This window comes from Parafrankia sp. FMc2, assembly GCF_041008525.1.
GTDB lineage: Bacteria > Actinomycetota > Actinomycetes > Frankiales > Frankiaceae > Parafrankia.
Map to the genome: position 1 here is coordinate 1 of NZ_JBFLUG010000259.1, position 5,095 is coordinate 5,095.

Here is a 5,095-nt window from a genome sequence, read left to right on the forward strand (position 1 = left end):
GTCAGCGAGGCGGCGAGTCCGGCACGGGAACACATGGATGGAAAGTCGCACTCAACTCGCTGGTCAACCTCTTCCCCGGCCGACTACCTTTCTGATAATCTCCATGGAGTAGGCTGTTCATCTCTGGTTTACACGAAAATCGTGACAGGCTCGTGCTGGCACCGCCCGGTGCCGTAGTCGGTCTTGTCCCGGGCGCACACGTAGGCCGGGTGCAGCCTTCCTTGCGGCCCGTGCTGGTAGCGCACCGTCATCCTCGTCCCGCAGCGGGCGCAGGCCAACCAGGCCCGGCCAGCAGGGCCGGGCCGTCGCGCACCAGGCCCGGGCTCGCGGCCCGGGACTGGTTGGCCTGCATCCGCTGCATGTTCCGCTCGTACTGCTCGACGCTGATGTAGGACGGCAACACCCCGGGCAGACAGACGGTCCACTCCGCCCGCTCGGTGCGCACCCGCCCGGTGAACGGTCTACCCGCCTGCCGCCGTCTTGGGTCCAACCTGCTGCGGCCATAGACGTAGGGAGCCGCCGGAAAATAACTCCCGTTCTTGATCAAGGAGAGATGTGGGCAGTCCCGGGACAGGGCCAACATCAAATCCAGGAGTTATTTTCCGGCGGCTCCTAGATGCCCGCGTAGGCTGGGTTACGCAGCATGTTGTGCACCGCCGCCCGGCTGGGCCGCCGCCAGCTCACCTGCCCACGCCCGGGCCCCGCCCGCAGTCGCACCCCGACCTGGATGCCGTTGTCAGCCAGGAAACACAGCACCGCGTTCACCGTGCCGAACCGCTCGAACAGGTCGAAGACCAGCCGGACCACCGTCTGGACCTGCTCGTCCGGGTCCAGGACCACCTCACCGGACTCCCGGCGCACGAACCCGATCGGCAACGGCACCGCCAACTCGCCACGCCGGGCCTTGGCCAGCCGCCCGGACCACATCCGCTGCCTGATCAGATACAGCTCGGCCTCGCTGATCGTGCCTTTCAGCCCCAGCAGCAACCGGTCGTTGTGCTCGGCCGGGTCATAGACCCCGTCCAGGTCGGCCAGCAGCGTTCCCGACAGGGCACACAGCTCCAGCAGCTGATGCCATTCCCGGCCGGACCGGGCCAGCCGGGACATCTCCAGACCCACCACGATCCCCACGTGGTCCAGCCCGACCTCGAAGACCAGCCGGGCAAACCCCGGCCGGGCCTGCGCACCCGAGGCCGAACACCCAAGATCCTCATCGATCATCAGCACCCGCGACCGGGCCCACCCCAACGCGACCGCCCGCTCGACCAGCCCGTACTGCAACCGGGTCGACTCCTGATGATCGGCAACCTGCTCGGCGGTGGACTGCCGCACATACACCGCCGCCAGACGATCACGATGCCACGGCTGGACCTTGCTCCCCGCACGCTCCCGCGCGTCAGCCGCGACACTCGTCCCGCTCATTGCCACACCGCCCGCTCGCCGGTGTCGGCAGCACCGTCATCCGCTCCACCAACAGGCCCAGCAGACGCCGCACCGCATCCCGGTTCGTCTCCGGGAACGCCTCCCACGGCGGCACCACCGCGTCCGCCAGCGCCACGATCACCCCCGCGCTCCCCGTCAGCCCGCGCATCCCGCAGCCGCCGAACCGCCGCGACCAGCGCCAACAGGCCATCAACCCCAACCACGAGGGCGTTCCCCGCCCCCGGCTCGCCTATGTGTGCAGTGCGGCTTGCTCCTTGAAGCCGGGTTCCGTCAGGCCAAGGACCCGCACGTCGTCTCCTTCGGCCCGATCCACCACGTCACCGGCCACAAGATCCGCGTCTACCTGTTCACCTGCGTGCTCACGCTGCTCGGCGAACTGGAAGGCATCGGCGAGACCGTGCTGCTCCGCCAAGGCGAACGCGGCCGGCCCCGCGTCCGGCAGATGCTCACCCGACTCGGCCCACTCCAGCAGCAGCTGCACGACCTGTTCGATCTCGGGCGGTACGCGCCCCGGCGGTGAGTTAGGCACTACGCCCACTTCAAGATCGAAATTTCTCTGGCCGGCGAGAATGCTTACGAGAGACCAAGGTCATTGGAAACTCGGGCTAGGCTACCTCCGGCCGCCGTCCTCACCTGCGTCCGTCAGACGAACTGCGTCCGAATGCTCCTGTCCGCCCAGGGGCAAGTGGTGGGAGCGCGGGCCGCTGTGTGCGTTGCGTGGGCACGGCCGCCGGTGCCATGGGAACGGACCCGGGACGTCCCGGTGCGTGATACTCCCAGCCGGCGTCGCGCCAGCGGTCGCCGTCGAGGCAGTGCCGCCCGTCGACGACTGCTCGGCGGCGAACGAGATTCGCCAGCGCCACCGGGTCCAACTCGGCAAACTGGTCCCACTCGGTGAGCACCACCACGGCCCCCACGTCCGCCATCGCCGCTGATACCGAATCGGCGTATTTCAGCTGTGGGTGTACCCGGCGGGCATTGTCGTTAGCTACCGGGTCGTATACCGTCACCGCTGCCCCGAGCTGATGCAGCGTCGCCGCGACGGCGAGGGCCGGCGAATCACGCACGTCGTCGGAGTTCGGCTTGAAGGCGGCCCCGAGCATCGCGATCGAGCATTGTTCCAGGGTTCCCCCGGCTGCCGCCCGGACCAGGTCCACGATCCGGCCACGCCTGCGCAGATTGATCGCGTCGATCTCCTGGAGGAAGGACAGCGCCGGGCCGACGCCAAGCTCGTCGGCCCGGATGGCGAACGCACGAATGTCCTTCGGAAGACAGCCGCCGCCGAAGCCGACCCCGGGCTGCAGGAACCGGGGGCCGATGCGTGGATCCTGACCGAGGGCCGCAGCGAGGGTGAGCACGTCCGCGCCGGCTGCTTCGCATACCTCGGCCATAGCGTTGATGAAGGAAATCTTTGTCGCGAGAAACGAGTTCGCGGCGACCTTCACGAGCTCCGCGGTAGCGTAGTCGGTTATGACGACCGGAGTACCTGCCTCGATGATAGGTGCGAAAACCCGCCGCAGCCGGGCCTCGGCTTCCAGCGAAGTCACCCCGAATACCAGCCGATCCGGACGTAGAGTGTCCTCTACCCCATAGCCCTCCCGCAGGAACTCCGGGTTCCAGGCCAGCTGGACACGCGCCCCGGCCGGCGCCAACCGAACGAGCATCTTCGCGAGCGCGACAGCCGTGCCCACCGGGACAGTGGATTTTCCTACGACAAGGCAGTCCCGCCGCAGGCGTGGGGCCAACGCCGCCACCGCGGCGTCCAAGTAACTCAGGTCCGCCGCATCACTATTATCTTGCTGGGGCGTGTTCACGCACAAGAAGTGCACGTCTCCGAACTCGGCCACTTCGTCATACGATGTCGTGAAATGCAGCCGGCCGGCTTCCAGATTCTTACGGAGCAGCGGTTCCAGGCCCGGCTCGAAGAACGGAGCGTCGCCGGCCGCGAGGCGAGAGATCTTCGTCTCATCGACATCAACGGCCAATACTCGGCAGCCCAGTTCGGCCATGCATACGGCATGCGTAGCTCCAAGATACCCGCTCCCGATGACGGTTATCGACTGCGCACCAGTCTCCCGCTGCTTGTTCATTCTGCCCCGTTCATGGCTGCCCCGTTCATGCGAAGCAGTCGACGTTTACTGATTTCTCAACACCATGGCAGCTCAGGGATGACAGCCGCCTGGCAACAGGCCATCGCACCGCGTGGGCAGGGCAGCGCCCGACCGTCGACCGGCGTACTGGCAAGGATTTCGGCATTGTGGGCCCTGGCCAGGAAAATCCCGCAACGTCAGAAGTCCACGACAACCCGATCTCCGTGTTCAATTAACCCCCCGGGAGGTTTAATCTCGCGATCGAGGGAATAGAATCGACCGCCTCGCGCGAGCAGTCACGCCAGGCTGACCTGGTCCACATAGAAAATTCTCACCTCGTAACGCAGGCCAGCCCAGACCCGGGAGCGGACACCTGACCAATTGCCAGCCGTGAACTCAGCCAGTCGTCGCTGTGAGTCGCCGCTGCACTCCGTGGTCGAGGTTCTCCGCCGCTACCGCGATGATGTTCGCCGAGTGTCCCGGTCGCGCGCTGGCCGCGATACGGCCGTCTGGCGACGTGCGGAGCGGTTGAATTTTGCGCTCGTCGGGGCGATAAAAGACGGGACGATAGTCGACTTGGTTGAAGAATTTGGTCAGCCTGCCATGATCATTGTACTCGACGATGAGTGCTGGGCGGCAGCGGCGTAGCAACTGCTCGGCACCCGCCAGGACCTCTGGCTCGTGGCCCTCGACATCGATCTTGACCAGTGCGACGTCCGACTGGTCCCCGATAATTGTGTCCAGCCGAACCATACGTACTTTTTCGGTTCTGCCGGATTCGTCGCCAACGGGGACAATCTGGTTCATTGTATCGTTATCTAGTGTGAGTAGGGCCTCTGTGTCGGCCTGACCGACAGCGCACTGATGAAGTGTGACGTTCGTCAACCGGTTCAGTACGACATTCTCCGACAGTCTCGAGAATGTCGACGACGCTGGCTCGAATGCAACGACGTGTACCCCGGGAACCTTGCCGGCAAGCAGCGTATAGCTGCCCACATTGGCTCCGACATCTACGAAGACGTCGCCGGGACGGAGGTAGTCAAGCACGAAGCGCATCGAGTCCCATTCGGGCAGTCGGCAATAAAGCATCATGCTTGCGGCTGTGCTATGCGGATAGCAGCGCATCAATGCCCCGCCAGGCAGCCTGGTCGTCACAGGCCGGCGAGCCGTCCGTTCCCAGGCCTGCCAGCCGACATAACGCGACACCGCGCGTAGCCGGCTGTGGCGTCGTACCTCCGGGTGGTTCCAGATGTAACGGACAGTGGTGTAACTTATGTGCGCTGCGTGCGTAACCCGGCTGGGCGACGAAGGGAACATGGGCTGAGTGTCTCTGATTTACAACACCTAGTCATGATCATAATAGGTGCGTGTCTGTAACCTCGGGAGCCTGCCAGGCCGGATCTTTCGTTCCTTGGCAGGGTGTGATCGCGGGCTACTACTGATGATTAATGCGAGAAGTCATGTTGATCCGAGCTCTTCCCAAGCAAGCCCGGTCTCGGCAAGGAACCCGACAAGAAGATCGGGCCGGTACTGCACACGTTTCAGTCCGTGCTTGACGGCCC

Annotated in this window: 5 protein-coding genes and 2 pseudogenes; 1 reads left to right on the forward strand and 6 read right to left on the reverse strand. The window is 65.0% G+C overall.

Annotated elements, in window-relative coordinates; translation table 11 throughout:
• Positions 1–128: 128 nt before the first annotated feature.
• The 4 genes and pseudogenes from AB1460_RS35570 to AB1460_RS35585 form a co-directional block, all read right to left on the reverse strand.
• Positions 129–251 carry a hypothetical protein gene (locus tag AB1460_RS35570; protein WP_368966818.1) on the reverse strand — a complete coding sequence of 41 codons (123 nt, stop codon included), beginning with the start codon at positions 249–251 and terminating at the stop codon, positions 129–131.
• The gene (locus tag AB1460_RS35575; protein ID WP_368966820.1) at positions 248–445 is read right to left on the reverse strand and encodes a hypothetical protein; all 198 of its coding nucleotides are present in this window, start codon (positions 443–445) and stop codon (positions 248–250) included. Before AB1460_RS35575 ends, AB1460_RS35570 begins: the two co-directional genes overlap by 4 nt.
• 170 nt (positions 446–615) lie before the next feature.
• Positions 616–1,422: pseudogene (locus tag AB1460_RS35580) on the reverse strand (recombinase family protein); the annotation flags it as partial.
• On the reverse strand, positions 1,397–1,633 hold the full coding sequence (locus tag AB1460_RS35585; RefSeq protein WP_368966823.1) for a hypothetical protein: 237 nt from the start codon (positions 1,631–1,633) through the stop codon (positions 1,397–1,399). The pseudogene AB1460_RS35580 and the gene AB1460_RS35585, both read right to left, overlap by 26 nt.
• A 63-nt stretch (positions 1,634–1,696) precedes the next feature.
• Here AB1460_RS35585 and AB1460_RS35590 point away from each other — a divergent pair.
• Positions 1,697–1,963: pseudogene (locus tag AB1460_RS35590) on the forward strand (IS1634 family transposase); the annotation flags it as partial.
• A gap of 109 nt (positions 1,964–2,072) precedes the next feature.
• Here the strand turns inward: AB1460_RS35590 and AB1460_RS35595 are convergent.
• Both AB1460_RS35595 and AB1460_RS35600 read right to left on the reverse strand, forming a co-directional pair.
• Entirely contained in the window at positions 2,073–3,533 is a 1,461-nt protein-coding gene (locus AB1460_RS35595; protein ID WP_368966825.1) for a UDP-glucose dehydrogenase family protein, read from the reverse strand.
• A gap of 396 nt (positions 3,534–3,929) precedes the next feature.
• Positions 3,930–4,589 carry an FkbM family methyltransferase gene (locus tag AB1460_RS35600; protein WP_368966827.1) on the reverse strand — a complete coding sequence of 220 codons (660 nt, stop codon included), beginning with the start codon at positions 4,587–4,589 and terminating at the stop codon, positions 3,930–3,932.
• Positions 4,590–5,095 lie beyond the last annotated feature (506 nt).

What these genes read in the sequence shown, in the direction of transcription:
- AB1460_RS35570 (WP_368966818.1), bottom strand. Translation starts at nt 251, where the DNA reads ATGACGGTGCGCTACCAGCACGGGCCGCAAGGAAGGCTGCACCCGGCC.
- AB1460_RS35585 (WP_368966823.1), bottom strand. Translation starts at nt 1,633, where the DNA reads ATGGCCTGTTGGCGCTGGTCGCGGCGGTTCGGCGGCTGCGGGATGCGC.
- AB1460_RS35595 (WP_368966825.1), bottom strand. Translation starts at nt 3,533, where the DNA reads ATGAACAAGCAGCGGGAGACTGGTGCGCAGTCGATAACCGTCATCGGG.
- AB1460_RS35600 (WP_368966827.1), bottom strand. Translation starts at nt 4,589, where the DNA reads ATGCGCTTCGTGCTTGACTACCTCCGTCCCGGCGACGTCTTCGTAGAT.